Below are 1,107 nucleotides of genomic sequence, written 5' to 3' on the forward strand. Positions count from 1 at the left end.
GCGGTAGACCCAGGTGCGGCGGTTGACGTGGCGGGGCTGGGTGAAGGCGGTGCCGCTGATCTGTTCGGCGTAGAGGCCGAGCGGGGCCTGCTGGGGTGAGTTCTGGCCCTTGGGGAGGGCGCCGGGAACGGCCTCGCTCTGGTGCTCGTTGCCGAAGCCGGACAGGTAGCTGGGGGTGTCGGTCTCGGCCGGGACGTGCGTCGCGCCTTCATTCATGTGAATCATCGAATCATTCGGAGGATTGCGCGTCAATCCGCCGAAGCCGCGGCGGTCGCACCGCATCGCGCCGCGGCCGTACCGCGGTCAGACCGTGAACGCGCCCGCCGGGGGTTCCGGGGAGTCGGCGGCGGTGGCGTCGGTGACGGGGGCGGCGCCGGCGATCCACTGGCGCAGTTCGTCGCCGGCGAGGACGCGGGCCGGGAAGGGGTCCGCGGCGGCCTTGCGGGTGAGGTCGGCGAGCGGGAGGGGCCGGTGGCCGGCGGCGAGGACGAGGTTGCCGAAGCGTCGGCCGCGCAGGACGCCGGGTTCGGCGATCAGGGCGCAGTGGGGGTAGACGGCGTGGACCGTGGCGGCCTGCGCGCGGGCGAACTTGAGCGGGGCGCCGTCGGCGAGGTTGGCGGCGTAGACCCCGGTTTCGCGCAGGGCGGTGGCGCCGAGCCGCACGTATTCGACGCTGGTGAGGTGAGCCGGGGTGCGGGCGGCGGCGAACACGTCGCTGACGATGAGGTCCCAGTCGGCGGGTTTCATGGTGGCGAGGGCTTCGCGGGCGTCGGCGACGCGGACGCGGATGCGGGCGCGCTTGTCGAGGGGGAGGTGGCTGCGGACGAAGTCGGTGAGGCCGGTGTCGATCTCGACGGCGAGCTGGCGGGAGCCGGGCCGGGTGTGGGCGAGGTAGCGCGGGAGGGTGAGTGCGCCGCCGCCGAGGTGGAGGGCGTCGAGGGGCTTGCCTTCGGGGAAGGCGAGGTCGGCGAGGTGGGCGAGGCGGCGGACGTATTCGAATTCGAGATGGGCCGGGTCGTCGAGGTCGACGTAGGACTGGGGGGTGTCGTCGACGGTGAGGAGGTAGGCGGCGGGGTGGTCGGTGTCGGGCATGAGGCGGGCGAGGCC

Annotated in this window: 2 protein-coding genes; both read right to left on the reverse strand. The window is 73.6% G+C overall.

Annotated features, from left to right (window positions below):
• Positions 1 to 216 (reverse strand): homogentisate 1,2-dioxygenase (locus KDK95_RS34700; RefSeq protein ID WP_212522597.1); only part of this gene is annotated, 216 nt, incomplete at its 3' end.
• A gap of 87 nt (positions 217 to 303) precedes the next feature.
• Positions 304 to 1,107, reverse strand: an 804-nt coding sequence (locus KDK95_RS34705) for a spermidine synthase (RefSeq protein ID WP_212522598.1), incomplete at its 5' end; no start/stop codon positions are given.

This window comes from Actinospica acidithermotolerans (genome assembly GCF_018139625.1).
GTDB lineage: Bacteria > Actinomycetota > Actinomycetes > Streptomycetales > Catenulisporaceae > Actinospica > Actinospica acidithermotolerans.